Origin of the sequence: Paenibacillus sp. SYP-B3998 (assembly GCF_010820665.1) — a bacterium.
GTDB lineage: Bacteria > Bacillota > Bacilli > Paenibacillales > NBRC-103111 > Paenibacillus_E.
In genome coordinates, this window is the sequence record NZ_JAAIKC010000011.1 from 121410 (window position 1) to 148017 (window position 26608).

Annotated in this window: 31 protein-coding genes and 1 riboswitch; of the genes, 1 reads left to right on the forward strand and 30 read right to left on the reverse strand. The window is 45.8% G+C overall.

Annotation, left to right across the window (positions count from 1 at the left end; genetic code table 11):
* Positions 1-154: 154 nt before the first annotated feature.
* From GK047_RS23095 to GK047_RS29845, 9 genes are all read right to left on the reverse strand, one after another.
* Positions 155-1666: an NADH-quinone oxidoreductase subunit NuoN gene (locus GK047_RS23095; protein ID WP_163952193.1), complete on the reverse strand. Its 1512-nt coding sequence runs from the start codon at positions 1664-1666 to the stop codon at positions 155-157.
* A 4-nt stretch (positions 1667-1670) separates the two neighbouring features.
* The gene (locus tag GK047_RS23100; RefSeq protein WP_163952195.1) at positions 1671-3293 is read right to left on the reverse strand and encodes a complex I subunit 4 family protein; all 1623 of its coding nucleotides are present in this window, start codon (positions 3291-3293) and stop codon (positions 1671-1673) included.
* A complete protein-coding gene (gene nuoL, locus GK047_RS23105; RefSeq protein ID WP_163952196.1) occupies positions 3283-5211 on the reverse strand; it encodes an NADH-quinone oxidoreductase subunit L in 1929 nt (642 codons plus the stop codon). Before nuoL ends, GK047_RS23100 begins: the two co-directional genes overlap by 11 nt.
* A 15-nt stretch (positions 5212-5226) precedes the next feature.
* Positions 5227-5538, reverse strand: a complete 312-nt coding sequence (gene nuoK / locus GK047_RS23110) for an NADH-quinone oxidoreductase subunit NuoK (protein ID WP_163952198.1) — start codon at positions 5536-5538, stop codon at positions 5227-5229.
* Positions 5539-5542: 4 nt separating this feature from the next.
* Positions 5543-6073, reverse strand: coding sequence for an NADH-quinone oxidoreductase subunit J (locus GK047_RS23115; protein ID WP_163952200.1), 531 nt, complete (start codon positions 6071-6073; stop codon positions 5543-5545).
* A complete protein-coding gene (gene nuoI / locus GK047_RS23120; RefSeq protein WP_163952202.1) occupies positions 6066-6518 on the reverse strand; it encodes an NADH-quinone oxidoreductase subunit NuoI in 453 nt (150 codons plus the stop codon). The genes GK047_RS23115 and nuoI overlap by 8 nt, the downstream gene beginning before the upstream one ends.
* 129 nt (positions 6519-6647) lie before the next feature.
* Positions 6648-7655, reverse strand: coding sequence for an NADH-quinone oxidoreductase subunit NuoH (gene nuoH, locus GK047_RS23125; protein ID WP_163952204.1), 1008 nt, complete (start codon positions 7653-7655; stop codon positions 6648-6650).
* Positions 7655-8755 carry an NADH-quinone oxidoreductase subunit D gene (locus tag GK047_RS23130; protein WP_163952206.1) on the reverse strand — a complete coding sequence of 367 codons (1101 nt, stop codon included), beginning with the start codon at positions 8753-8755 and terminating at the stop codon, positions 7655-7657. The genes nuoH and GK047_RS23130 overlap by 1 nt, the downstream gene beginning before the upstream one ends.
* Positions 8756-8758: 3 nt before the next feature.
* Complete coding sequence (locus GK047_RS29845) at positions 8759-9199, reverse strand: NADH-quinone oxidoreductase subunit C (protein ID WP_275901702.1); 441 nt, start codon at positions 9197-9199, stop codon at positions 8759-8761.
* Here GK047_RS29845 and GK047_RS30220 point away from each other — a divergent pair.
* Positions 9156-9689: a hypothetical protein gene (locus GK047_RS30220; protein ID WP_275901703.1), complete on the forward strand. Its 534-nt coding sequence runs from the start codon at positions 9156-9158 to the stop codon at positions 9687-9689. The genes GK047_RS29845 and GK047_RS30220 overlap by 44 nt on opposite strands.
* Here GK047_RS30220 and GK047_RS23140 read toward each other — a convergent pair.
* The 21 genes from GK047_RS23140 to GK047_RS23240 form a co-directional block, all read right to left on the reverse strand.
* A complete protein-coding gene (locus GK047_RS23140; RefSeq protein WP_163952210.1) occupies positions 9679-10197 on the reverse strand; it encodes a NuoB/complex I 20 kDa subunit family protein in 519 nt (172 codons plus the stop codon). The two genes, GK047_RS30220 and GK047_RS23140, sit on opposite strands and share 11 nt — an antisense overlap.
* On the reverse strand, positions 10182-10547 hold the full coding sequence (locus GK047_RS23145) for an NADH-quinone oxidoreductase subunit A (protein WP_163952286.1): 366 nt from the start codon (positions 10545-10547) through the stop codon (positions 10182-10184). The genes GK047_RS23140 and GK047_RS23145 overlap by 16 nt, the downstream gene beginning before the upstream one ends.
* A gap of 267 nt (positions 10548-10814) precedes the next feature.
* A complete protein-coding gene (locus GK047_RS23150) occupies positions 10815-11738 on the reverse strand; it encodes a GNAT family N-acetyltransferase (RefSeq protein WP_163952212.1) in 924 nt (307 codons plus the stop codon).
* Positions 11739-11879: 141 nt separating this feature from the next.
* Positions 11880-12284, reverse strand: a complete 405-nt coding sequence (locus GK047_RS23155; RefSeq protein ID WP_163952214.1) for a F0F1 ATP synthase subunit epsilon — start codon at positions 12282-12284, stop codon at positions 11880-11882.
* A 74-nt stretch (positions 12285-12358) separates the two neighbouring features.
* Entirely contained in the window at positions 12359-13756 is a 1398-nt protein-coding gene (atpD, locus tag GK047_RS23160) for a F0F1 ATP synthase subunit beta (RefSeq protein WP_147950322.1), read from the reverse strand.
* Between the two features lie 45 nt (positions 13757-13801).
* Positions 13802-14659 (reverse strand): ATP synthase F1 subunit gamma, encoded by an 858-nt coding sequence (atpG, locus tag GK047_RS23165; RefSeq protein ID WP_163952216.1) that lies wholly within the window; start codon positions 14657-14659, stop codon positions 13802-13804.
* A gap of 128 nt (positions 14660-14787) precedes the next feature.
* Positions 14788-16302, reverse strand: a complete 1515-nt coding sequence (gene atpA, locus GK047_RS23170) for a F0F1 ATP synthase subunit alpha (RefSeq protein ID WP_163952218.1) — start codon at positions 16300-16302, stop codon at positions 14788-14790.
* A 31-nt stretch (positions 16303-16333) separates the two neighbouring features.
* Positions 16334-16867 carry a F0F1 ATP synthase subunit delta gene (locus tag GK047_RS23175; protein WP_163952220.1) on the reverse strand — a complete coding sequence of 178 codons (534 nt, stop codon included), beginning with the start codon at positions 16865-16867 and terminating at the stop codon, positions 16334-16336.
* Positions 16864-17349 (reverse strand): F0F1 ATP synthase subunit B, encoded by a 486-nt coding sequence (gene atpF, locus GK047_RS23180; protein WP_163952222.1) that lies wholly within the window; start codon positions 17347-17349, stop codon positions 16864-16866. The genes GK047_RS23175 and atpF overlap by 4 nt, the downstream gene beginning before the upstream one ends.
* Positions 17350-17427: 78 nt before the next feature.
* The gene (gene atpE / locus GK047_RS23185; RefSeq protein WP_028556930.1) at positions 17428-17652 is read right to left on the reverse strand and encodes a F0F1 ATP synthase subunit C; all 225 of its coding nucleotides are present in this window, start codon (positions 17650-17652) and stop codon (positions 17428-17430) included.
* Positions 17653-17763: 111 nt separating this feature from the next.
* Positions 17764-18471 (reverse strand): F0F1 ATP synthase subunit A, encoded by a 708-nt coding sequence (gene atpB, locus GK047_RS23190; protein ID WP_240344129.1) that lies wholly within the window; start codon positions 18469-18471, stop codon positions 17764-17766.
* A gap of 24 nt (positions 18472-18495) precedes the next feature.
* Complete coding sequence (locus tag GK047_RS23195) at positions 18496-18876, reverse strand: ATP synthase subunit I (protein WP_163952224.1); 381 nt, start codon at positions 18874-18876, stop codon at positions 18496-18498.
* A complete protein-coding gene (locus GK047_RS23200) occupies positions 18877-19098 on the reverse strand; it encodes an AtpZ/AtpI family protein (protein ID WP_163952226.1) in 222 nt (73 codons plus the stop codon). It lies immediately after the preceding gene.
* 179 nt (positions 19099-19277) lie between these two features.
* Positions 19278-20414 (reverse strand): non-hydrolyzing UDP-N-acetylglucosamine 2-epimerase, encoded by a 1137-nt coding sequence (gene wecB, locus GK047_RS23205; RefSeq protein ID WP_163952228.1) that lies wholly within the window; start codon positions 20412-20414, stop codon positions 19278-19280.
* Positions 20415-20507: 93 nt separating this feature from the next.
* Complete coding sequence (upp, locus tag GK047_RS23210) at positions 20508-21137, reverse strand: uracil phosphoribosyltransferase (protein ID WP_163952230.1); 630 nt, start codon at positions 21135-21137, stop codon at positions 20508-20510.
* 354 nt (positions 21138-21491) lie between these two features.
* Positions 21492-22742, reverse strand: coding sequence for a serine hydroxymethyltransferase (locus GK047_RS23215; RefSeq protein ID WP_163952232.1), 1251 nt, complete (start codon positions 22740-22742; stop codon positions 21492-21494).
* 102 nt (positions 22743-22844) lie between these two features.
* Positions 22845-23450: a TIGR01440 family protein gene (locus tag GK047_RS23220; protein WP_163952234.1), complete on the reverse strand. Its 606-nt coding sequence runs from the start codon at positions 23448-23450 to the stop codon at positions 22845-22847.
* 19 nt (positions 23451-23469) lie between these two features.
* Complete coding sequence (rpiB, locus tag GK047_RS23225; protein WP_163952236.1) at positions 23470-23928, reverse strand: ribose 5-phosphate isomerase B; 459 nt, start codon at positions 23926-23928, stop codon at positions 23470-23472.
* Positions 23929-24032: 104 nt separating this feature from the next.
* A riboswitch (ZMP/ZTP riboswitch) is annotated at positions 24033-24112 on the reverse strand.
* A gap of 70 nt (positions 24113-24182) precedes the next feature.
* Complete coding sequence (locus GK047_RS23230; RefSeq protein ID WP_163952237.1) at positions 24183-24761, reverse strand: low molecular weight protein arginine phosphatase; 579 nt, start codon at positions 24759-24761, stop codon at positions 24183-24185.
* 112 nt (positions 24762-24873) lie between these two features.
* Positions 24874-25434 (reverse strand): manganese efflux pump MntP, encoded by a 561-nt coding sequence (locus GK047_RS23235; protein WP_163952239.1) that lies wholly within the window; start codon positions 25432-25434, stop codon positions 24874-24876.
* 63 nt (positions 25435-25497) lie between these two features.
* Positions 25498-26598 (reverse strand): L-threonylcarbamoyladenylate synthase, encoded by a 1101-nt coding sequence (locus GK047_RS23240; RefSeq protein ID WP_163952241.1) that lies wholly within the window; start codon positions 26596-26598, stop codon positions 25498-25500.
* Between the last annotated feature and the right edge of the window lie 10 nt (positions 26599-26608).

Here is a 26608-nt window from a genome sequence, read left to right on the forward strand (position 1 = left end):
ATACCACATTCGCAGTCTTCATGATACCTTTAACGGTTTTTCGTCGCAAAAAGTTCAGATCTAAGCGATATTTTTATTATGTATTTTCTGGATTAGACGTAAAAAGAGCCTTCTCCCACTTTTTACGTGGAAAAAGACTCTTTTAGAAGGTCCTTTACATAATCAGAAAATCTTTCGTCAAGCTGAAGATCGATTCAATCCCTTTCAGTACGACCTGGGGAACAAAACCCAACGCCAACCCGATTAAGGCACACAACCAGACGGTGATGCCAAGGGGTACAGAAACTTTAACCTCCGAAGGTTCATAATCACTGCGCATGAACATTTGGCGAACAACACCGAAGTAATAGTACAAAGAGACGACGCTGGTGGCGATCATTAGGGCACCGAGCCAATACTGATGCGTCTGCATCGTTCCTAAGATGATGTAGAACTTCCCGAAGAATCCACCCGATACAGGAATACCGGCTAATGAGAGCACAATCAACACCATGGCTACAGCTGTTAACGGTGCTCGGTAGTATAAGCCACCGAAACCTTTCAACTCCGTATGCCCTTCCGCTTGCTCTATAATCATTAAGACGGCGAATGCTCCCATATTCATGAACAAGTAAGCAATCAGATAGAAAATAAATTCAGAGAAGTTACTATAATGCGTACCTGAGAAATAAGTCCCTATCGGTACCAGCAAATAACCGGCGTTGGCTACTCCTGAATAAGCAAGGAGCCTCTTCATGTTTGTTTGTTTCAACGCAATGAAATTACCCGCTACCATGGCAATAGCCGCCATCACCGATATAGCTAGAAATACATCAGATTGGATCGCGCTTCCCTCAAATCTGCTGAACCCAAACAGGGCATAAAACACACGAAACAAGATGGCGAAGCCTGCCGCCTTGGATACAACCGCTAAGAAGGCCGCAATCGGTGTTGGAGCACCTTGATACACATCAGGTGCCCAGCTGTGGAACGGGGCAGCGGCAATCTTGAAACCGAAACCTGCCAGCAGCAAGAAGAAAGACACGTAAATCAGAGCTTCATAGGATGGAATGAGTGACGGCAAGGCCGCACCAATTTGCGATAAATTTGTCGATCCGGCCATCCCGTATAGAAATGACATCCCATACAAAATGATCGCAGATGATATCCCACCCATCACTAAGTACTTGAATGCACCTTCGTTGGACTGATGATTGTTTTTCTTCATCGCCACGAGCAAGTAGGATGTAATACTAAGTAGCTCGAGCCCAACATACAGCGTAATTAAATCTCCGGAAGAAGACATAATCATCCCGCCTAATGCAGCTGGAAGCAAAAAGTAGTAATACTCGCCGATATGTGGAATGTCTATTTTTTTGACGAAACCCAGACTCATCAGAACAACAAAACCTGTCCCCGTCAGTACGAATAGCTTCAGGAGGTTAGAGAAATCATCTATCCGATAGCTATGGTTGAGCAGTTGAATGGCCTCAGTCGGATTCAACTGCAAAAGTACAAATACCCCAGAAACAACAATGCCGATTAGAGTGAGCCATCCAATGATGGAGCGGCTAACTTTCTCTGGCATAATCAAATCCAATAGCGAGAGGATGATCGCGGTGGCGATCAGCGAGAGCTCAGGGAGCAGATGCGATAAATCGGCGACATGGAGTCGAAGCTGTTCCACCGGACTAACCTCCTATCTTCCCGGCTACGCTTTGGATCAATTGATCAAAGCTGCCTATCGTTTGTTGCAGCGGCTGACTTAGAACGCTTGGGAATATGCCCAGCAAGAGAATAAAGGCTACCAAGGTAATCATCGGTATCGCTTCAATTAACCTTGCGTCGCGCATACCCTGCGCTTGTAAACGCTGATCCAGCGGTCCGAAAGTAATATTCAACACCCCTCGAAGCACGTAGACTGCTGCTAATATAATCCCGAGCGTGCCAACAATCGCATACACCTTGTGCGTTTCGAAGAGCCCAAGAAACGCTAAGAACTCACTTATGAACCCTGATAAACCTGGTAATCCGAGTGATGCCATACCAGCGATAAGTAGGATTCCGCTGATGAAAGGTACTGCGGTAGCAAGACCTCCCAGCCGATCCAATATGGTCGTCTCGGTACGTTCGAAGATAATACCGACGAGCAAGAACATCAGCGCAGAAATAAGTCCATGCGAAATGAGCTGGAACACTGCCCCTTGTAAGCCAGTTATGTTAAAAGCCGCAAGTCCTAATAGGACGATGCCCATATGACTGATACTAGAATAGGCCAGCACCAGCTTGAAATCCTTCTGTACGATAGCGAGAATCGCGCCGTACACAATATTGATGACGCCAAGCAGCGCCAGCATCCAAGCCCATTGCTTGGCTTCCGCCGGGAAGAACAAAATACCGAATCGAATGAGGCCGTAAGCCCCCATTTTCAGCAAAATACCCGAATGAATCATGACTACAGAAGGAGGAGCTTCTGTATGCACTTTAAGCATCCATGTATGGAACGGGAAAATCGGTAGCTTGATGCCAAAAGCAACTAGCAGCATAATAAATACCGTCCATCTCATCGTTCCGCTCATAAAGAACGGCGTTCCTTCCTGATTCACATAAGCACTGGGATTCTGAAGCAAATTATGCGCAATCGTATGAATGTCTCCGCTGTAATAGACAATAGCTTCCGTTTGCGATTGCACTTGGCTGAACCCTGCCGTACTAACCAAAATCAAGAAAGCAATGAGCATAATAGCTGACCCAAGTCCATTATAAATCAGGAAGCGATTAGCCGCTTGCTCACGGTTCATGTATCCCCAAATGCCAATGAGGAAGAACATTGGAATGAGCGTAATCTCGAAGAACAGGAAGAAGAGAAAAAGGTCCTGTGACATGAAAACACCGAACATCCCCGTCTCAAGCAGAAGAAACAGAATATAGAACGTTTTCCATCGTTTTTTAATATAAACCGAGGCCAGTGCAGCCATCGTAGACACAAGCGCCGTCAGAAAGACAAGCGGCAACGAAAGGCCGTCCACGGCCAGTGAATATTTAAATTCAAAGAAATAGGAGGTCAACTGCTGAATACCCTCGTGATTTAGAGGCACTTTGATCCAACTAAGTTGTTCCTTGTACTGCAGCGGATCTCCTTGATAGTTGTAATCCACATACAACCAAGCCGCCAAAATCAAGGGGATCAGCGTCGTGGCGATACCAATGGTTTTGACCAAATTTCCCCTTTCGCCACGAACGAAGAGTAAGATCAGAACACCAAGCAAAGGTGAAAAGGCAATAAGACTTAAGATCGGTAGGTTATTCAGCATGGATGAATCTCCTTCCCGCAATGGCGAGTGCCAGAATCAGCATGCCTAGTATCATAATAACTCCATAGGCTTGCATTTGGCCGTTTTGGAGGCGGGAGCCTAAACGTCCTAGACTTACTACTGTGAAAGCAACCAAACGCACCAAACCGTCGATGATATACACATCAATGAATTCAAGAATGAAACCTATACCTCGTAGCGGCTTAACAATAATGCCGTCATAAATCTCATCGATGAAATACTTGCGGTTTAACAGTGTATACAGCCAAGGCACTTTGCCCGAAATGACATCACGCGGTATGGAGCGTTTCAGATACATGAGGTAGCCCAAACCGATACCGAGCAAGCCCGCAAGGGTAGATAAAATAATAACGGTCCAGTTCGCGGAAGATGCATGATTCTCCCCAGTTAACCAATGGCTGAGCCATTCATTTAGCGGTGTATTTACGAAGCCTGCAACAACCGCCAATACGGCCAAAATGATTAATGGAGCCGTCATAGATGCTGGAGATTCATGCGGTTCCTGCTTGGCATGTGCATGATCACCATGGTTATCATGATCAACAGCAGCCGTGGCCTTTCCTCTTGGAGTTCCCATGAACACTAGGAAGAACAAACGGGACATGTAGAACGCTGTGAAAAACGCAGCAATGACTCCAACCCAGAATAGAAGCTGATTATGTTCGTACGCCTCTGTTAGAATTAAATCTTTTGACCAGAAGCCTGCGAATGGAAAAATACCAGCTAACGCCAGTGTGCCAATTGCGAACGTCCATGTCGTAATTTTCATTTTGCGGGACAGCCCGCCCATTTCGTTAATGTCCTGCGTATGTACCGCGTGAATTACGCTGCCCGCACCCAAGAAGAGAAGTGCTTTGAAGAACGCATGTGTAAACAAATGGAACATCCCGGAGGCAAAAGAAACGCCAATGCCCAGCGCCATCATCATATAACCGAGCTGACTTACCGTAGAGAATGCCAAGATTCGCTTGATATCGTTCTGTGCAATACCAATGGTTGCAGCGAAAATTGCGGTAAATCCCCCTACATAAGCAACAACAAGCAAGGCATCTGGGGATGCTTGGAAAATATCGAAGGTACGCGATACCAAGTAGACCCCTGCTGCCACCATTGTTGCAGCATGGATAAGCGCACTTATTGGCGTAGGACCCTCCATTGCGTCTGGCAGCCATGTGTGGAGCGGAAACTGACCGGACTTGCCGATCGCTCCAATGAAGATCAGAATCGCAATCCATGTGACGATGGTGGGATCGATTTTACCAGATGAAAAAGCATTATGGATCGAACTAAAATCCAGTGCGTGCCCCGGCATATACCAAAATAGCAGAAGAATCCCAATGAAAAGACCAACGTCGCCGATTCGGGTGACGATAAACGCTTTCTTAGCCGCAGCTTTTGCCTCTGGCTTAAAGTACCAAAATCCAACTAGTAAGAAGGAACAAACCCCCACAAGTTCCCAAAAAATATAGAGTTCCAACATATTTTCTGAAATAACAAGGCCTAACATTGAGAAAGAAAACAGCGCAATATAGCTAAAAAACACATGGATGCGCTCGTCACCCTTCATGTAGCCTTTTGAGTAAATATTGACAAGCAAACTGACCAGCGTCACAATAACGAGCATTAAAGCATTGAGATTATTGACCTCAAAGCCCATGTTCAAAGTGAAGTCACCGATTTGGAGCCAATGTAGCTTATCCCAAGTATAATCCTCGACTTTTCCGCCCAGTCTTTCCACGAATATCAACAGGGCAACAATAAATGAAGCCAACATCGCGAAAATACTAAGGTAAATACCAAAATCCTTTAATTGACGTCCCATAGCCGTAAGCGCTAGAAAAGCAAGCAGCGGAAACAACGGAATGAGCCATGCGTATTGCGAATAGTCCGATACCATGTCCTTCTCAGCCTCCTAGCGCTTCATAGAATCCATTTCATTGACGTCCGATGTTCCTTTATTCCGATATATTGTGATTAGAATCGCAATTCCTACAGCTGCCTCAGCAGCAGCTATCGTAATATTAAAGAGGGAGAAAATTTGACCCGTTAGCGCTGGATGGTCACCTAGCTTCGAGAAAGCGATCAAATTCAAATTGACCGCATTGAGCATCAGCTCGATCGACAGAAGGACGATAACCCCATTTTTCTTCGTTAACGCGCCATACAAGCCAATACAGAATAGGATTGCCGCCAGCGTGAGATAAGGAGTAACAATTGTGCCCACAGCTCTAATCCTCCTCTCTCTTCGCGATGACAATAGCACCAATGAAAGCTACCGTCAGCAGGACGGACATAATTTCAAAAGGAATAACATGCTCGTTATAAAGCAGCTTCCCTATTTCCAATGTGTTATCTTTACCCGCATCGAATGTTTTTGTGGCAACGAAGTTCGTCTTCTGAATCGCATAAAATAAAACACCGAACAATCCCAAAGAACCTAAGATCGCTAAACCTTCATGCCATGGACGTCTAGGCTCCGTTTCCTCCCCTTGTCTGTGCTTGGTCATCATGATCCCGAAAATCATGAGGATAGAGATGGCACCTGCGTAAATTAACACTTGTACGAAAGCAACAAACTCAGCTTCCAGAATAATATAGAGTCCCGCTAAACTAATAAACGTCAAGGCAACAGAAACGACCATATGAACGACCTTGGTGAAAGAAATCATAAATATAGCGCCGCCGATAGCTAGCAGAGCGAAGATGAAGAACGCCCAGCTTGATCCGCTCGATAAAAAGTCACCAATACCGCTAAACATCCTTTTTAGCGCCCCCCTTCGGCATAGCCGAATTGTTCTCTTGGCGAATGTTCGTATTGTTTTCATTGAGCCATTGCATGTTTTTGAACAAATCGTCCCGACTGTACGTACTCAGCTCAAAATTATTCGTCATGACGATCGCTTCTGTCGGACAAACCTCAGTGCAAAGATCACATAGGATGCAAATTTCGAAATTAATGTCATACGTATCGATAACCTTTCCCTTTTTTTCAGGATCCGGGTTCGCTTTGCCTGTTAAAGTAATACACTCTGTCGGACAAATCCGTGCGCATTGATTACAAACAATACATTTCTCTGGATCAAAATATTGAATACCACGAAAGCGATCCGGCATTTTAAGCGGGACGTCAGGGTACGCGTAAGTCACTTTTTTCTGGGTCATGCTTTTTAACGTTACGCCTAAGCCTTTCATTATGCCCTTCATCGGTTTATCCCTCCTTCTCCTTAACGTGCAACTTAAGCAAAATATGCTTCAAAAATCTATGTTCCTGAGCATTCTCTCAGCCTTATACACCAACACACTTGGCTTTCCAATCGGCTGCTGCTTACGAAATTATGCTGTAAAGCTCATAATAATCGCGGTGAGCAGCATATTGACGAGCGCTAGTGGGAGCAGTACCTTCCAACCGAAGCCCATCAGTTGATCGATTCGTACTCGTGGCAGCGTTGCACGCAGCCAGAACAAGAAAAATACGATAAATGAGAATTTAAGCAGGAACCAGATGATACCTGGAATGAAATCAAGGAATGCGAATGGCGCATGCCATCCACCTAGAAAGATTAGGCTTGTTAGCGAAGCAATCACAAATACATACACATACTCCGACAACATGAAAAAAGCGAAGCGGAATCCGCTGTACTCCACGTGATAACCTGCAACAAGCTCTGATTCTGCTTCTGGCAAATCGAAAGGCGTACGATTCAGCTCGGAAACGCCAGCAATAACGAAAATTACAAAACCGAGAATTTGTGGAATGAAATTCCAGTGCCAGAAGCCGCCTGATTGGTGATCAACAATGTTATGCAAGTTCAAACTGCCTGTCATCATAATGACGCCAATAACGGAAATGACAAGCGGGACTTCATAACTAATCATTTGGGCAGCAGAGCGCATGCCCCCGAGCAACGCGTACTTATTATTGGACGCCCACCCACCTAAAATAATACCAATGGTGGATATCCCCGTTAAGGCTACGTAAAAGAGAAGGCCCACGTTCAAGTTCGCGTTAAACAATTTATCTGAAAAGGGAATCGTCGCAATAATCGTGAACGACGGAATGAAGGTAATGATCGGTGCCAAAATAAAAAGTTCTCGCTCTGCTTTTTTGGGAATTGTATCTTCTTTAATCAACAATTTAAACACGTCCGCAACGCTCTGAAGGAGTCCAAATGGTCCTGTACGATTAGGCCCAATACGCAGCTGCATCCAACCAATTACCTTACGCTCGAAGTAGATTGCATAGGTTACGAAGCCTAATACGAGCATGAGCATCACGATGCCCCAGAATAGGAAGATGAAGAAGTTCGTCCAGCTTAGACTCTCCTCCAATAAATTCATCATTAGGCATCCACCTCCCCAACGACAATGTCGATCCCGCCCAAAATAGTAATCAAATTCGTCATCGTTTCACCGACGAGCAGCTTGGGCAATATTTGTAGATTAACGAAAGAAGGTCTGCGGAACTTCAACCGGTAAGGCTCTTGCTTGCCTCGGGAAATAATATAGCAACCGATTTCGCCGCGAGGGGATTCAATGGCCGCATACACTTCTCCTTCAGCTGGACGAATGACCCTAGGCACTTTGCCCATAGTTTCGCCTTCACCAGGAAACTGCTCAACCGCTTGCTCTAGAATACGAAGCGATTGCTTCACTTCTTCCATACGAAGAATGTAGCGATCATAACAGTCACCACCGGTTCTTACAGGTACATCGAATTCAAAACGGCTGTACAGGCTATAGGGCTGCGTTTTGCGAATGTCCCAATTCACGCCGGTACATCTCAGGTTTGCTCCACTTAAGCCGTAGGCAATTGCTGTATCGGCGTCATATTTACCCACACCTTTAATCCGTGAAAGGAAAATTTCATTGCCCGTCACTAAGGTGTGATACTCTTCCAACTTATCATACATATACGGAATGAATTTTCTTACTTTATCGATCCAGCCTTCTGGAGCGTCCCATTTGACTCCGCCTACACGCATATAGTTATAGGTCAGCCGAGCACCGCAAAGTTCATTGAACAAGTCAATAATGATTTCCCGATCGCGGAAAGCGTAAAGGAATGGACTCATGGCACCGATATCCAACAGATAGGTTCCCCACCAAACCATATGGGAAGCAACGCGCTGCAGCTCCATCACGATCAAGCGGAGGAATTCCGCTCGTTCGGGCACCTCTAGCTGCATCATTTTTTCTACGGCATGAACGAGCACGTAGTTCGTTGTCATCGCCGATACGTAATCCATTCGATCTGTATACGGAATAATTTGCGTATAGCTGAGGTTCTCAGCCAATTTTTCAGTTCCTCTATGTAGATAGCCCATCACCGGAATCGCTTCACGAATGATTTCTCCATCCAGCTTTACGATCACACGGAAAACCCCATGTGTGCTAGGATGCTGAGGGCCAACGTTCAATAACAGCTCTTCTGTCCGTAACAAGTGCTACACCTCCGGGTCGAGCGGTTCGTAATCTTTGCGTAGTGGATGACCGACCCAATCGTCAGGCATCATAATTCTTTGTAAATTAGGGTGTCCTGGAAAATTGATACCTAATAAATCGTACGCTTCCCTCTCATTCCAATCAGCCGTTGGCCATACAGAGGCAACCGATGGAATGATCGATTGCTCGCGATCGGTTTTCACCTTTACACAGTATTCTCTGTTATGTGTGAGGGAAAGCAGGTGGTAAGCCACCTCCAGATGCGTTTCCTGATCGACACCGGAGAGATTACGCAAATAATCGCAGCGCAACTCCTCGTGATTCTTCATTATCACCGCGGCCTCCGGCCAGCGGCTGCTGTGAATAATAACGTAAGGACGATGCGCGTCCTTCTCATTGATGAAAGCCTCGACGACAGCGTCTTCGCCTACGTCGGATTTCAAAATCTCCACCAGCCGATCCAGCAATGGCTGGTTTGGAGAGGGCTCCTTCGGCGCAGCAGGCTCGGCCGAATCGGGCTTGGCTGCGCGTGCGCTAGCTCTCGCTGCGCGGGCTTCAGCGGCGGCCTGGGCTTTGGCCGCCTTATCGTCATCGGTGGCGTCCGCAGGCGTCACCGATGGGGTTTCAGCCGACGCGGGCTCGCCAGTCGGCGTTGCTGCCGCTCGCGCAGCCTGCCGCGCGGCACGGGCCGCAGCACGCTCAGCTGCTGCATCCGTAGCTGCTGTAGGAGTGGGCTCCTGCGATGCCTCCTCGTTAGCGACAGGCACCTCAGGCGTTGTTTTTGAAGCTTCAGCGCCATTGGCAGCACCGACAACCTTGCTTTCTCCTTCTTGGACCTCAGCTTCAACTTGGGCTAGCTCCGATTTCACTTCGGGATTCTCAGGTGTTAGTCCTTCCTTCCCTTCCGGCTTCTTCTCCTCACTCATCGGTTAGTCACCTGCTTCCCAGTCTTCGCTTCATAACGGATTTTCTCCTGAAGCTTATTGATCCCGTAGATAAGTGCCGCCGGATTAGGAGGACACCCTGGAATGTACACATCGACTGGTACCACCTGATCGACACCTTTTACAACCGAATACGATTTTACGTATGGACCACCAGCAGTTGCACATGAACCCATAGCGATAACCCATTTAGGCTCAGGCATCTGCTCATAAAGACGGCGCAACAAAGGAGCCATTTTCTTCGTTACCGTCCCTGCTACAATCATGACGTCAGATTGTCGGGGAGACGTACGGAAGATGACTCCGAAACGGTCTAAATCATAATGTGAGCCACCTGTGCCCATCATTTCAATGGCGCAGCACGCTAGACCAAAGGTCAGCGGCCAAAGGGAATTGCTGCGAGCCCAAGCTTTCACTTGCTCCAGCGTCGTCATAAATACGTTGCGGTTTAATTCTTCCCGTTCCTCGGGAGATATCGACTCTAAACTGAAGTCCATTGCAGCACCTTCTTTTTCCAAGCGTATATTAATCCTATGGCAAGCAAGGCAACAAAAATACACATTTCCACTAAAGCAAAAAGTCCAAGCTGGTTATACGCCACAGCCCATGGATAAAGGAACACGGTCTCTACATCAAAAATAACAAACATCAAAGCAAACAGATAATACCGAATGTTAAAACGAATTTGCCCTTCACCCACAGGCTCATTTCCACTCTCATAAGTCGTGTACTTCTCTTCGACGGGCTTACTCGGTCTCAGCCACTTCCCAATCGTTAAGGCCACAACAGGCAACAAAACGCCTAATCCTAGGAAAATCGCTACGATCACATAATTATTTGTGTACATCATCCGAATGTAACCGCCTCCATTCTTATTTACTTTTCTTATAAAACTAATTAGTTTTGGCAATATTCACCTTCAATATTATATCAAAAAGGTTTTTAGGCGTCGATGACTAATTCCAAACGTCACAATTCAGGCTCAGGGTGTAGATTTCCCAATTCCTACCTAAAATACACATTTCCTTCATCAGCTGATTAGTGCTCAGCGGGGGTGAGTACTACTATGCAATGGAAATTGCATATGAACGAAAGATCTAATCTTCAAGTAAGTTTAGCTATCGCTAGGGGATATGGTTTTGAAATAATAGCTTCGTGATGAGCTGTGGATAAATCCATTTTTCTCATACAAGTCAATTGCCTTATCGTTAGCTGTATTGACACTCAAAGTGATTTCATTCGCTCCAGCCTTTTTAAATCTATATAAACCTTCTAAAAGTAATGCTTTGCCTAAACCTAGCCTTTGATAGCTTGGTTTAACCGCGATTGTTGGAATTTGCCCAACTCCTCCAACCATTTTGGAAGATATAAAAGCCACAGGTTCCCCCTCTATAGTCAACGCTAATAGAGATAAGTCTGGTCTGAACTCGGAACTTCCAAATTCATGGACCACACTATCTGTAGTTTTATTACCATTAAACGCAGCATTATAAACTGAAGCCCATGCAGTTGCATCCGTATGTGTAGGTGAACGAAAAGAAAAATTTGTGGGTAAGGGAACCACTTGTGCCTGATCGATTTCAGAATTTCGAAGTATGAGTAGTTCATGTCTTTTTACCATTCCATGCAAATGCGCTAATTCAAGCATCCCTGGCGTTCGAGAATCTACCCGAAGAACAAAATGAATGGTCTGATTCACACTATGGGCATATTGATTCAAATGTTGAAGTATAAACTCAATCAGGAGGGTTCCCAAACCCTTTCTTCGCCAATCGACGTCGACGGCAGAATAACTGTCAACTTTTCTTCCCGTCAAATGACTAGCGAAGCTAAGGGATATGTACCCTATAATTTGATTATCAACAACAGCTACAAATGTATTTTCACGACTCTTTGCATCCGGTTTATCTAAGTACCGTTCAAACTCATCAACTGTTATTCCTTTTTGCAAATTAAATGGATCTCTATTTATCATTTTTACAATAAACGCTGTATCTGATAATTGATATTGGCGTATTTTCAAATTATCTTTATACATATCTACATCCCCCATTCATGATTAATATATCACTCACCCTCCCCTGCTGAAAGATTTTGGAATAACCGGTTAGGTCAATTCTACCTGAACAAACAAAAAAAGCGAGGGAACCAATGCTCCCTCGCTCTTAACAATCATCTATTACTTACCGGACACGTCGATCCGATTGAGTGCTCTTTGCAACGCTAATTCAGCACGTTTGAAGTCTACGTTTTCTTGCTTTGTTTCTGCAAGACGTTTCTCCGCACGTTCTTTCGCTGCTTTCGCACGATCCACATCGATTTGTCCTGGCAGCTCGGCGCTTTCCGCCAGTATAACCACCTTATCCTTGCGCACTTCCATAAATCCACCGTTTACTGCGATGATTTCGTCTTTAGAGCCCATCTTTTTCACAGTAATCGAACCAATTTTTAATGGAGTGACCAGTGGAATGTGGTTCGGCAGAATTCCAAGCTCCCCTTCAATACCTTTTGCGGAAATCATGTTCGCCTGTTCAGCGTACACTTTGCGCTCTGGGGTAACAATTTCCAGTAGGAATGTACTCACTTGGATTCTCCTTCCTAAGCGTTTACCATAGGTAAACTTTCTTCGTAAGCAAATGCTGAGTTTATTAAACTAGACTACAGCGTTTTAGCTTTCTCGATAGCATCCTCGATCGTTCCCACGTTGTGGAAAGCCACTTCAGGAAGGTTGTCGTGCTTACCTTCAAGGATTTCTTTGAAGCTGCGCACAGTTTCTTTCAAAGGTACATAAAGACCTGGGAAACCGTTAAACGGCTCAGCAACGTGAAGCGGCTGAGACAAGAACAAACGGAGACGACGCGCACGGTGTACAGTCAATTTGTCCTCATCGGACAACTCATCCATACCCAAGATCGCGATAATGTCCAAAAGCTCTTTGTAACGTTGAAGAATTTGTTTAACACCTTGTGCTGTTCTATAGTGATCTTCGCCAAGTGTTTCTGGCGTCAAGATACGGGATGAAGAAGCAAGTGGATCTACCGCAGGGAAAATACCTGCTGCTGCAATACTACGCTCCAAGTTCGTTGTTGCGTCCAAGTGAGCGAAAGCCGTTGCTGGAGCCGGATCTGTATAGTCATCGGCAGGAACGTAAATCGCTTGAATGGAAGTAACGGAACCTTTTTTCGTGGACGTAATACGCTCTTGCAGTTGACCCATCTCTGTTGCCAGAGTCGGTTGGTAACCTACCGCAGATGGCATACGACCAAGCAAAGCGGAAACCTCGGAACCTGCTTGGGTGAAACGGAAGATGTTGTCGATGAAAAGAAGAACGTCTTTACCTTCTTCATCACGGAAATACTCAGCCATTGTCAAACCGGACAAAGCTACGCGAAGACGCGCGCCTGGAGGTTCGTTCATTTGACCGAATACCATCGCTGTTTTTGCGATAACGCCGGAGTCTTTCATCTCGTGGTAAAGGTCATTACCTTCACGAGTACGCTCACCAACGCCTGCGAAAACGGAGATACCGCCATGCTCTTGTGCAATGTTGTGGATCAACTCTTGCATCGTTACGGTTTTACCTACACCCGCGCCGCCGAAGAGACCGATTTTACCACCCTTAACATAAGGAGCCATAAGGTCAATAACTTTAATTCCTGTTTCAAGAATCTCCGCTTTCGTCGACAAGTTGTCGAAAGCTGGAGCTTCTTTGTGAATACCGCTTGTAAACGTACGGTCTACGCCTTCGATACCATCGATTGGCTCTCCCAATACGTTGAACACACGACCTAATGTTGCTGCTCCAACCGGAACGGTAATAGCAGCTTTTGTATCTTCAGCTACGGCTCCACGCACAAGTCCGTCAGTTGAGGACATTGCGATACAACGAACCAGGTTGTCACCAAGGTGAACAGCTGCTTCAACCGTCATCGTGGATACTACGCCGTTATCATTTCTTTCGATCTTGATTGCATTCAAAATTTCAGGGAGTTGTCCGCGTTCGAACTCAATGTCGACGACTGGCCCTGTAATTGTTACAACGCGCCCTTTGCTCATGGTTTCCCTCCTAAGAAAAGCTTTGCTTCCGTAGAAGCTTTATTATCATGCGTTCGCGTTCGCTCCGGCAACAATTTCCGATATTTCCTGGGTAATCGAGGCTTGACGCGCACGGTTGTAGGCTAATGTGTAGCCGCTGATCATTTTCGTTGCATTCTTCGTAGCGGAATTCATCGCGGTCATTCTCGCACCGAACTCACTTGCTTTACCTTCCAATACAGCACTGTAAATAAGCGTTTCAGCATATTTAGGTAGCAATACTTCCAGTACGCCTTCTGGTGACGGCTCATACTCATAACTAGCAGTAGCCACGCCAGTAACTTCTTCCATAGGAAGCAGGCGAATCATGGTTGGAATTTGGGTAATCGCATTTTTGAATTGGTTGTATACCAAGAACAACTGGTCATACGTACCGTTCTCGAAGTTCTTCACTGCTGCAGTAGCTACAGGTTTAATGTCCGCGAATTTCGGTGAATCCGGAACCCCTGTCACTTCTTCCACAACTGGCATGTTACGTTTGCGGAAGAAATTACTACCTTTACGTCCGATTACGAAAATCGAATATTCAGCTGTTGATTTATGGTTTTCACGAATCTCGGTCATGACCTTCCGCAACACGTTAGCGTTGTAGCCTCCAGCCAATCCACGATCCGAGGTGATTACTAAATAGCCTGTCTTCTTCACTTCGCGTGACTGTAACATCGGGTGTTTGATCCCTTTGCTTCCAGCTGCAATGCTTTGAACGACTTCTTTCAGCTTATCTGAATAAGGACGTGCTGCTTCCGCAGAACGTTGCGCTCGTCTCAAATTCGCTGCAGAGACCATTTCCATCGCTCTCGTAATTTGTTTCGTGTTTTGTGTGGACTTGATTTGGCGCTTAATCTCGCGCATTCCTTTTGCCATACCTGCTCACCTCTCTTTTGAGGCTTAGAAAAGCCTTCATTCGAAGACCTGAATTCAGGCGATCAGCCTGCCCAGGATTAACACGGGAGGCAGAGCTTCACTTCAACTTGAAGCTCTGCCATCATGATTTATACAGAAGCTGCGAAGCTCTTTTTGAATTGAACAATTGCTTCTACTAGCGCTTTATCGTTATCCGGAGTGATGTCCTTCGTGTCACGAATGCTTTGTAGAATTTCTGGACGGTTCGATTCCAAGTAAGCCAAGAATTGACCTTCAAAACGCGTTACGTCTTGAACAGGAAGATCATCCACGTGCCCTTTAACAACCGTGTAAAGGGAAGCAACTTGCTTTTCCAAAGACATCGGTTGGTGAACACCTTGTTTCAAAATTTCAAGCGTACGAACACCACGGTCCAAACGCGATTGAGTAGCTTTATCCAAGTCAGATCCGAATGCAGCAAATGCAGCAAGCTCACGATATTGTGCCAAGTCAACACGAAGTGTACCGGCAACTTTTTTCATCGCTTTCGTTTGCGCCGAGCCCCCTACACGGGATACAGAGTTACCAACGTTAACCGCTGGACGCTGACCGGAGTAGAACAAGTCGGATTCTAAGAAGATTTGTCCGTCCGTAATCGAAATTACGTTCGTAGGAATGTAGGCCGAGATATCGCCTGCTTGTGTCTCAATGAAAGGAAGTGCAGTCATGGAACCGCCGCCTAGCTCATCATTAAGTTTCGCAGCACGCTCTAGAAGACGGGAGTGCAAGTAGAAAACATCCCCTGGGTAAGCTTCACGACCCGGTGGACGACGAAGCAACAGAGACAACTCACGGTATGCTGCGGCTTGTTTGGATAAGTCATCATATACGATTAAGACGTGCTCGCCTTTGTACATGAAGTACTCACCCATTGCGCAACCTGCATACGGAGCCAACCAAAGCATTGGTGAAGGCTCAGAAGCTGAAGCTGTTACAACGATTGTGTAATCCAAAGCGCCAGCGTGACGAAGTGTTTCTACAACGCCTACTACTGTGGATTGTTTTTGACCAATAGCAACGTAAATACATTTAACGCCGTTGCCTTTTTGGTTGATGATTGCATCGATAGCAATCGCTGTTTTACCTGTTTGACGGTCACCGATGAGCAACTCACGTTGTCCACGGCCAACTGGTACCATTGCATCGATCGCTTTAATACCTGTTTGCATAGGCTCATGAACCGATTTACGGGCCATAACGCCTGGAGCTGGGGACTCAATCGGACGGAATCCTGTTGTGTTGATTGGACCTCTGCCGTCAACGGGCTGACCCAATGGGTTAACTACACGACCTAGAAGCTCATCGCCTACAGGAATTTCCATGATACGTCCAGTACGTTTTACTTGATCGCCCTCACGAATATCTTTGTAAGGTCCGAGAATAACGATACCTACGTTGCTTTCTTCCAGGTTAAACGCGTAACCCAGAACGCCACTTGGGAACTCAAGCAACTCGCCTGCCATTACGCTTTCCAAGCCGTGAGCACGAGCGATACCGTCACCAACTTGAATGACTGTACCAACGTCAACCACTTGCATATCGGAACTATAGTTTTCAATCTGTTGTTTAATCAATGAGCTGATTTCTTCAGGTTTGATACTCAACGAACTTCACCCCTATTCTTACAGTGCTTTGTTAAACTAACGCTTTAGATAAACGATCCAACTTACCTGCCAAGCTTCCATCATATAAACGGTCGCCAATGCGCACTTGAATGCCGCCAAGCAACTTAGGCTCAACTACATTTTCAACACGAATCGTCTTCCCTGTTACTTTGCTGAACTGCGATGCAATTTCTGCTTGTTGTGCTTCTGTCAATGTAAGTGCAGAGTATACGGTTGCACTCGCTTGTCCAAGAGCTTCATTTGCGATCTTAACGTAGTCGCTTACTAACGCAGTAAGAATCGATTGTCTTCCTTTATCAATCAAGACCTGCAGCGTGTTCGCTACCATCTCGGAAACTTTGCCTTCAAAAATCTGCTTCAGAAGGTCCGTCTTCACGGAAGTTCCGACGTTCGGATGGTTTAGGAACTTCTGCAAATCTGCATTGTCCCTAATCGCACTACCTACAGATTTCAACTCTTCTTCAACTTGGGAAATAACACCTTTCTCCCTAGCTACTTCGAATAGAGCCTTGGCATAACGCTTCGCTACGACGATGTCACTCATACGTTGCCTCCTACCTCTTTGAGGTAATGCTCAACCAATTCTTCCTGCGACTTTTCGTCGATTTGCTTTTCGATAATTTTCGAGGCGATCAGAACGGACATTGCACCCACTTGGCTGCGAAGAGCGGCAACCGCTTTGTTCTTTTCATTCTCGATATCTTTAAGCGCTTCGTCTTTCAAACGATTCGATTCCGCTTGTGCAGCATGAACGATATCATCTGCTTGTTTGGAGCCAGTTTGTTTCGCTTGCTCGATAATATCGTAAGCTTCCTTACGAGTTTGTTGCAGAGCTTGTTTTTGTTCCTCTAACAGTTGCTCTGCTTGCTTGCGGCTATTTTCAGCCGTTTGAATTTGATCTTTAACCAATTGTCTGCGTTTTTCCATCATGCCAAACAGAGGACCAAACGCAAATTTGGAAAGCAACAGATACAGAACTAAAAACGCGATAATTTGTATAAAAAATGTGGACCATTCAATATGCAAGTAACGTCACTCCCTTCTGATAACGTGGGCAAAACGAAGGCGTGGTGGCTACTAGGGCCATCCCCGCCAAACGGTTTCTTAAGCTTTTCCCATGAAAATGAACGCAAGAACCAATGCAACGACTGGCATTGCCTCTACCAGACCTACCCCGATAAACATTGTTGTTTGAAGCGTACCACGAAGTTCTGGTTGACGGGAAATACCTTCCAAAGCGCGACCTACGATCAAACCGTTACCAATACCTGCTCCAAGTGCTCCTAAACCGAATACGATACCTGCTGCTACTAATGCTATTGCTCCCATTGATAAAATCCTCCCTTAAATTCATAAGTTTGTTTGTATTTACTGCTAAAAGATTGTAACTACTTGTTAACAGTATCGTTAACTCGAGACTTCCCGAGGTCAGTCTTGCTTTTAGTGCTCTTCTTCATGAATCAACGTTTGAGAGATGTAAACCATTGTCAACATGGTGAAAACGAAGGCTTGAATCGCGCCTACGAACACACTGAAGCCCTGCCATACAAAGAGAGGCGCTATTCCAAACCAGCCTGCACCAATAATGACAGATATCATGATTTCACCTGCATAAATATTACCGTATAGACGAAAAGCGAGTGTAAGCGGCTTAGATACAACTTCAATCAAATGAAGAATCAGCATAGCGCCTTTAAACTCAAAGTAATGCGCAAAGTAATGCTTCGTATTCCGAGTTATCCCTAAATAATGACTAAGCAGGATGACGATAACCGTAAGCGCTCCTGTAACAGCAATATCAGCTGTTGGCGATTTCCACCAAGACACATGATCTTCGGTCACAATCGAGAACGGAAGGCCGAGCATGTTGCCGATAAAGATGTACATAATGAGCGTGAGACCGAGTGCTATGAATCCTTTGCCATGCTTGGAACCAATTGTACTACCGATAATACCTTCTACAAATTCAATAGTCCATTCCATAAAATTTTGCAATTTCGAAGGATTCGTTACCGATGCTTTGCTGGCTCCTGCGATTGCTAGGATAAGCACGATAATAGTTGTTATTCCGATCATCATAAGTGCTGATGCATCGAAATGAATGCCCAACCACTCAAACTCTGGTACCTTATGTTCCATATTTTCCATTTTCACCCCTTTCATCGAATGGAATTACTTCTTTGACATCTTAATAGAAAGAATACCCAGTACGAGTGTTACCAATTGAGCAAAAAAGTATCCAGCGATCGTCGTGGGTAAGGCGAAATGCTGTGGATACCGGACGGCAACCAAACCTGCAAAAGCCGCAATCGCTGCTCTTGTCAGAAAACCGAGGGTCACCTTGCGTCCCTTCTGCTCTATCGCAGCTGCTGCCAATTTGTCGATTTTCCAGGCCAGAAACCTTGCGTTGATGATACTTACTATAGAGCCAAGCATCAGTCCCGCAATATAAACTCTGTAATCAACAAGAAGCGCCCATGCAGCTAAACAAAAGGATAAAAAGAAGAGAAATACATTTTGAACCGTTTTCAGAGTGGCTGAAAAGTTATCCATTCATAGCCCTCCGTACCGCTTTATCATGAAGTAAATGCTAATGATTCCGGTTACAAGCCCGAGCAAGAATCCACCCAACAACCAGAGCTGTCCCCCTAGCGTTTGACTTAACCATTCACCGAACCAATATCCGGCTAGTAAACAAACTACGAGGTCAATACCAATTGCACTAGTTAACGCTGCTGCTCGCCACGGATTATCCTTCGGATCTGTTGGTTTCATCGCATCCTCCTAAGAATCCTCATTTATTGTATCGAAGCCATGCAAGGTTTGTCAATTGAATGAACTTCAAATGTTCGCTTCCACAAAACTCCCCAGAGCCTTATGGCTCAAGGGTTTGCTGATTTCCAAACCAAACAGTCGAACTGTACGCTGTAGCGTTTGTCATGATTTTGTCACGGTTAGAAAGACTCAGGACGGTTATGGGTCTTGTCGAAGTGATGGAGGATAGCTTGAACGATACGTTCTGATGCTTTTCCATCCCCATAAGGATTAGCCGCCTGGCTCATATTATTGTATAAAACTGGATCAGTAAGCAGTGCCCGCGTACGTCTATATACCGTTTCCTCATCCGTACCGACAAGCTCTAATGTACCTGCCTGAATACCTTCGGGACGTTCTGTTGTATCGCGAAGAACAAGCACCGGCACGCCGAATGAAGGAGCTTCCTCTTGAAGACCGCCTGAGTCTGTTAGAATCATATGTACATGCGGGTAGAAGTTATGGAATTCGGACACGTCAAAAGGGTCTACCAGCTTAATACGCGGGTGGTTGCCTAGAATTTCATGGGCAGGCTCTTTCACCGCAGGGCTTGGATGCACGGGATATACAATGACGATATCCTCAAACTCATCGGCAATGCGACGTACCGCTTGGAAAATTTGGCGATGCGGTTCACCCTGTGCTTCACGACGATGCGCTGTCATCAAAATCAACTTACGACCAGCTGCCCATTCCAGAACCGGATGCTCGTATTCCTTCTGCACCGTATATTGAAATACATCTGTAACTGTATTCCCCGTTACGTAGATACGAGATTCCGGCTTATTCTCCTTACGCAGGTTGTCTGCGGATTGTTCCGTCGGAGCAAAATGCAAATCAGCAAGCACGCCCGTCAATTGGCGGTTCATTTCTTCTGGGTAAGGTGACATCTTGTTCCATGTACGAAGTCCCGCTTCAACATGGCCTACTTGAATCTGCTGCATAAACGCCGCATAGCTAGCAAGGAAGGTTGTTAGCGTATCGCCGTGTACAAGGATCAGATCAGGCTTAGCCTCTTGAAAAACAGGCTCCAGCCCTTGCAGAACGCGAGTCGTAATTTCGTTCAAAGTCTGACGATCCTTCATCACATTCAAATCATAGTCAGGCGTAATTTTGAAAATATCCAAAACCTGATCTAGCATTTGCCGATGCTGTGCGGTTACACACACAAGAGACTCAATATGTTCGGGATGTTTTTGCAGTTCCAAAATGAGCGGTGCCATTTTAATCGCTTCCGGTCTCGTTCCGAAGATCGTAATCACTTTCAAGCGTTTCATCGGTACTTCTCCTCCTAAGAGCTTTCCATAGGAAAGCTTTCATCGTAAGCGTAAATTCAACTTTCCGTAAGAAAGCTGCTTCATATGCATGGACTATTTCGTGCCAAACAAGCGATCCCCTGCATCCCCTAGACCAGGTACAATGTAGCCGTGATCATTCAAATAATCGTCTACAGCCGCAACGTAAATGTCAACATCAGGGTGCTCTTGCTGGACAGCCTTCACACCTTCTGGCGCAGCAATAAGACACATTAATTTAATTTGGTTGCAGCCTCTTTTCTTCAGCACCTCAATTGCTGCATTCGCAGATCCGCCTGTTGCCAGCATTGGATCGATAACGATCAACTCCCGCTCCTGGACATCGGTAGGCAGCTTCACGTAATACTCGACAGGCTGAAGCGTCTCCGGATCACGATAAAGGCCAACATGCCCTACCTTGGCAGCAGGTAACAGCTTCAATATTCCGTCGACCATACCAAGACCCGCACGCAAAATTGGGATCAAACCGAGCATTCTTCCGGAAATAATGCGGCAATCCGCCATCGTTACTGGTGTTTTCACCTGAACATGCTCAAGTGGAATTTCTCTTGTAATTTCGTAAGCCATTAATGTCGCTACTTCGTCAACGAGCTCACGAAAATCTTTTGTTTTCGTATTCTCATCCCGAATGTATGTAAGCTTGTGTTGAATGAGTGGATGATCACAAATAAATACTTTTCCCATAATATTTCCTCCTAAGCGTTTTGCATCGTAAGTATTCTCTGAGCCTTCCGTATGGAAAAGCTGCATCTTATGCACAAGCTAACCTCTAGAAAGAGATAACTAGCTTCAACAATCGTTGTTATTTTTCCTAAACCACTTAATTCCATCTGTTTTTTACAAAAACTGACGCCTTCTGATGGCAAACCTCATCTATTATATCATATGTTATCCAACTTATCTCCTGTAAAAACAGGAACCCTAGCACAATTTTAAGGGATAAAAGGGAAGTTCTTAAGAATCTTGTCAAAATATACGAAAAAACGCCTTAATCAACCTGCAAGGTCGAAAAAGGCGTTCCGTTATGTTTTTTAAATCTTAGTAAGTCAAACCTGGGTAGAGAGGGTATTGAGCAGTTAAATCTTTTACCATACCACGTGCTTTCTCGAGCGTCGCTTCATCTTTAGGGTTTTTGAGCGTAAGCCCAATCACCTTGGCGATTGTCTTCATCGCATCTTCACCCATACCACGCGATGTAATCGCAGGTGTACCCAAACGAACACCACTTGTTACAAACGGGCTCGTCGGATCGAAAGGAATCGCGTTTTTGTTCGCTGTAATACCGATCTCATCCAATACATGCTCCGCATCTTTACCTGTGATATTCAGGTTGCGTAAATCAACCAACATCAAGTGGTTATCTGTACCGCCAGAAACCAGGTCGATACCTTCAGCTTGCAGTGCAGTTGCCAATGTTTGAGCATTATTGATCACATTCTGTGCGTATGTTTTGAAATCAGGCTGAAGCGCTTCTCCGAAGGAAACAGCTTTCGCCGCAATCGTATGCATCAAAGGTCCACCTTGGGAACCAGGGAATACCGCTTTATCAATCGCAGCTGCCCAAGCTTTGCGGGACAGAATCATTCCGCCGCGAGGACCGCGAAGTGTCTTATGCGTTGTAGTTGTTACGAAATGAGCGTGTGGCACTGGATTCGGATGAAGACCCGCAGCAACCAGACCCGCAATATGAGCCATATCAACAAAGAATAATGCGCCAACATCATTAGCGATGGAAGCTAGTGCTTCGAAATCAATGGTGCGCGGGTAAGCACTTGCGCCTGCTACTAACATGCGAGGCTTATGTTTGAATGCCGCTTTACGGACATCGTCATAATCAATACGGGAATCTTTCTCGCTAACGCCATAGGCAACGAAGTTGTAAAGAATACCCGAAGCATTCACTGGGCTACCATGCGTCAAGTGACCGCCATGCGCCAGGTTCATACCAAGCACAGTGTCACCTGGGTTTAGCGCTGCCAAGTAAACAGCCATGTTCGCTTGTGCGCCGGAGTGAGGCTGAACGTTCGCATGTTCCGCACCGAAAAGTTCTTTCGCGCGGTCACGTGCGATATCTTCCACGATATCAACGTACTCGCAACCACCGTAGTATCTTTTGCCAGGGTAGCCTTCTGCGTATTTATTCGTTAGTACAGTTCCCATTGCTTCGAGTACAGCTTGACTTACAATATTCTCGGATGCGATCAACTCAATTTTGTCGCGTTGACGACCAAGTTCCAAATTCATAGCTTCTACAATTTTAGGGTCCTGTTTGCTTAAAAAGTCTGTCATTTATAATTCCTCCTAAATTTAATTTATATCGTGATGGGGTTATTTCCAAGTGATGTATTTTAGAGATATTTGATTCTCACTACTCATGCAATTGATTGAATACTAACAATCTGTATCAGGGGATGCTGCTCGGTATTGCTGATCTGCTACTTCCTTTGTGTAGACAGCCCGCACTCCGCCTATTAGCTTCGGGCGCGAAAAGGCCATCGTTACATAAGCATGCCCAATCATACGTACAGGAGGACGAGCGGGTACTGCAACACGTCGAATATGCATACCAATTAGCGTGCTGCCGATATCGATGCCTGCATGCGCCTCAATGGCTTCGACGACGATTGGCTTCGCCAAGTGTCGATAGGCGTAAGAGGCCATCGAGCCTCCAGCTTTCGGAACCGGAATGACTGTCACCGTTTCCAGATTCGGATAACGAATAAACAGATCTTCCTCGACAACCAGTGCACGGTTCAAATGCTCGCAGCATTGGAAGGCAAGATAAAGCCCGAATTCTCGGCTCACACGAAGCGCAGCCTCAAAAATAGGCTCAGCCGCATCCAGCGTACCCGATGTGCCAATGCGCTGCCCGACAATTTCGCTCGTACTCGTACCGATCACTAACAGCTGTCCCGGGATCAGGCCCCCGACTTGAATAAGTTCTCGCAAATTGGTTTCCACCGCTTCAGCAATGTTCAGGAGAATGGAGTCAGTCATAGCATGCCCTCTCCCCGTCCTACGGATGAAGCGCGAAACGATCTTCGATGCTCTTTACTTTGTTAATTCGATTCTGGTGACGAGCACCTTCTGAAAACTCGGTATCCAACCAAATTTTCACAATTTCCTCAGCCACACCCGGCCCAATAACTCGCTCACCCAATGCAAGCACATTCGTGTCATTATGTTCACGAGTTGCTTTTGCTGAGAATAGGTCATGTACAAGCGCACAGCGGATACCTGGAACTTTGTTCGCGGCGATCGACATACCGATGCCCGTTCCACAGATGAGAATACCTTTATCTGCTTCACCAGCTGTAACTTGTTCACAAACTTGAAGCGCATAGTCCGGATAATCTACAGAATCTGCACAGTTGCATCCAAAATCTATCACTTGGTGACCTAATGATTCAATAAAAGGGATGATGACATCTTTCAAACGATAGCCTGCATGATCCGCACCTAAGGCAATTTTCATGAGTAAAACGCTCCTTTGCTTGTTCGAGTTCGACCATCCTATTATATCCCAAAGCTCACCAGAAAACGAAAAAAAGAGCGGAACCCGCATTAAAATGCGTGTTGCTCTTTTGCCCAGGCGACCGGCCGTATAGCTCGATGCTCCATTGTGGTTAGCCCACTCGTCGCCAGTTACATCGAGTCTTGATCAATACCCTCATTCTAACGCATTCTTCCGTACCTGTAAAGATACCTCCGCAGACTATTCTCATCATCCTATTTATGATTGCTCAGCTTCTGCACCAGCTTATCAAGACTCCTGCCGATTTCCTTAGCCGTTTGTCGATATATTTCAATCGATCCACCATAAGGATCAGAAATATCATAATCTGGGATGCTATTCTCCAATGTGAGAATACGACTTCTCTCCTCAACAGATACCGTTTGCGCAAGAGCCTGCTTCAATTGAAGCTCAGTAACAAGCTGCTCTCTTTCCGCAATCGCCTGCAAAGTACGAGGATCGTCCTCCACATATTCTTTCAACGTAAATGTCTTATCTATGGCATCTGGAAAATGCTGAATCACTGCGCGTTTATGACCAATGGTCATGGTAAGTATTAGATCTGCCCAATTCACTTCTGATGCCTGAATAGCTAGAGAGCTAATCTGTTCTTCGAAACCCGCTTCTTTCAAAATCGAAGCGCTATTTCGAGAAATGGGACCACCCGTAACCGCAGAAACACCTGCAGAACGAATCTCAGCCACAAGTCCCTCTTTGTGCACTCTAATACGCAGCAAACCCTCTGCCAATGGACTGCGGCACGTATTTCCCGTACAAACAAATAGAATTCGCAATTTGAGATCCTCCTAAAAGCTTTCAGAAGAAAGCTAAAGTCCGTTATTAAAACGTTCTCCCTCTTAAGCTGTTTGCTTGTTATAAAGAAGGGAGACTTCGTTAACTATTGTATCATAGTAAAAACTTGATCCCAAATGCGAGCAAAATGAGGCCTCCGAACGCCTCACCGTATTCACCGATCCAACCACTTACTCGTCTGCCTACAAGTAAACCAATAATGGATAACAAACCACCGAAAACGCCAAAGATAAGTACAGTTAGCACAATATCCGTCGCAAACATCCCCAAAGACACCCCCACTGAGAAGGAGTCAATGCTAACGCTAAGAGAAAAAACAGTCAGTCCCAAAACCGTACGATGGTCAAATGAGACCATTCCCTCTCCTCGAATCGAACTATAAACCATGTGCGATCCAAGCAAGATTAGCAGACAACCACCAGCTGTAGTCGCTACGTTACCTAATAAGGAACTAACATACTGCCCCATAAACATCCCCATAAGCGGCATGAGGACATGGAAAATACCAATCACAAGACTAATTTTCAAAATATCAAACAAGCGAATGCCTTTCATCCCGATACCAATACCAAGTGAGAAAGCATCTAGACCCAAAGCAATCGCCATGATAATAATTGTTATGAGCTGCCCAAGTTCTATTGAAGATGCGAGCATACCGCCTTCCCCCTGTCCACGTTTCTATCCCAAGATATGCGGACAAACAGGGAAAGATGCTAGCTAAACGCGTATAAGGCGATGTCCAGCTGCTTTCAGCAATCGGTTCATAATCGCAAGACCAATCCCCTTTTCCGGGCAAGCTTCGGCGATAATATAACGAATGCCTTCTTCATCAAAACGTCTTAGCGAGGCATAAAGCTCCTGCGCAATAGTTTCAGGCTGTGACAATGAACCGCATGCAATCACACAATCGGCTTGATACTTAGAACTATGCTCCTCGAACGTGAGGATCCCCGTAGACATTCCTCGCAATTTAGCGGCATCAATGTCTCGTTGAATCCAAGCAATTACCTTTTCCTCATCTTCTCCCTGTACGATGTGCAAGTGCCCTTGAGGGGCATAATGCGTATACTTCATGCCTGGAGCACGAGGCGCTTCTTTCTCTAGCAGGCTCTGCTGCTGGGACTCATGAATATAAGTACTTGGAAGAACCGACTGCAACTGTTCGAGTGTAACGCCACCAGGACGCAAAATATGCAATTCACTCTCTACGATTTGGATCACTGTCGACTCGACACCAACCCCCGTTGCTCCTCCATCCACTAATCCACCAATACGGCCGTCGAGATCTTCCATCACATGCGAAGCGAGTGTTGGACTCGGCCGACCTGAACTATTAGCACTGGGTGCAGCAACCGGGCAACCAGCTTCGCGTAATAGGCGCAGCGCTATGGGGTGATCAGGAATCCGAATCCCAACCGTTGAGAGTCCTGCGGTTACCAAAGGCGAAATGCTGCCCAACGCCACAGGCAGCACAATAGTCAAAGACCCCGGCCAGAAAGCCTCCATTAATTGATAATGTTCAGAGGTGAGACTCTGTGGGGCAACCAATCCAGCGAGCTGCTCCCTACTCGCGATGTGGACGATCAATGGGTTATCGGAAGGACGCCCTTTCGCTAAGAAAATTCGCCCTACAGCTGCGGAACTTGTGGCATCTGCCCCAAGACCGTAAACCGTCTCCGTAGGAAATGCCACCGTTTCTTCGTTTTGAAGAAGTTTTGCCGCTTCAGCAATCGCCAGATCGGCAGCAGTAGCCTCCTGCTCCGTGTAAGAATTTTCGGAACCACTTACTTTCCAGTATATTGTCACGATGTCTTCCATCCTTGCCTTC